The organism is Brevibacterium mcbrellneri ATCC 49030, assembly GCF_000178455.1.
Lineage (GTDB): Bacteria > Actinomycetota > Actinomycetes > Actinomycetales > Brevibacteriaceae > Brevibacterium > Brevibacterium mcbrellneri.
The window spans coordinates 1-1,068 of the sequence record NZ_ADNU01000095.1; the positions used below are offsets into that span (position 1 = coordinate 1).

At 54.9% G+C, this 1,068-nt stretch carries 1 protein-coding gene; it reads right to left on the reverse strand.

Features of this window, described 5'->3' with window-relative positions:
• On the reverse strand, nucleotides 1-974 hold a 974-nt coding region (locus tag HMPREF0183_RS11735; protein WP_005886477.1), incomplete at its 3' end, for an IS481 family transposase.
• Nucleotides 975-1,068 lie beyond the last annotated feature (94 nt).

Genomic DNA, 1,068 nt, shown 5'->3' on the forward strand with positions numbered 1-1,068 from the left:
TCGATGATGTCGGTGCGGGTGCGTAGTTCGTTGTCTGGGGTTGTGTTTGGTGTGGCTTTTGGGTTTGCGGTGTAGACGGTTTGTGGTGTTTGTCTGCCGATGGCGTGGTGTCTTCGTTGGGTGTTGTAGTAGGTGCGGAATTCTTCGAGTAGTTCGTTGAGTGCTGGGATGGTTTCTGGGCGGGGGTGGGCTTTGAGGTATTTCTTGAGTGTTTGGTGGAATCGTTCGATTTTTCCTTGTGTTTGTGGGTGTCCGGGGCGTCCGTTTTGTTGTCGGATGTGGTGGGTGTTGAGGAGTTTTTCGAATCCGTTTCGGGCTCCTGGTTTTGATGTGTAGCGGGCGGTGAAGACCATGCCGTTGTCGGTGAGCATTGATGCTGGTGGGCCGTAGGTGTCGAAGAGTTGTTGGGTGTAGGTGGTGACGTGTGCTCCTGTCCATAGCAGGCGGGCTTGGATGCCGAGGAGGTATCGGGAGTGGTCGTCGATGAAGTCGAGGATGTCGACGCGGGTGGTGTCGTCGTTGAGGTACCAGTGGGTGATGTCTGCTTGCCAGCGTTCGTTGGGGAGGTCTGCTTGGAAGCGTATGTAGCTGTTTCTGGGGCGTTTGGCTGGTTGTGGGGTGATGAGTCCTTCGCGGTGGAGTATGCGGCGGATTGTTGAGTCTGATGGGACTCGGTGGCCGCGGTCTTCTAGGGCGTGTTGGATGGATAGTGGGCCTGCGTCGTGGCCGGTGGTGTGGAGTTCTTTGCGGATTGCGATGATGTGGTCGATCAGGGCTTGTGGTAGCCGGTTTGATGGGTTGTTGGGTGCTTTGCTTGCGGGTTGTAAACCGTTTTTGCCGTTGGTTGTGTAGCGGCGTATGAGTGTGTAGATCCACTGGCGTGAGACCCCGAATTTGCGTGCGGCCTGGGTTACGGTCATGCCTTGTTTGGTTACTGCGAAGACGATGGTGAGGTTTTTGTTGCTGTTGTTCATGCATTGATGATCGTGTGTTACGCAGTGTCAACTATGTGCCGACTCATATCTTGGGCGGTGTCATGGGTGTCAAGTATGTGTCGACTCATGTGTC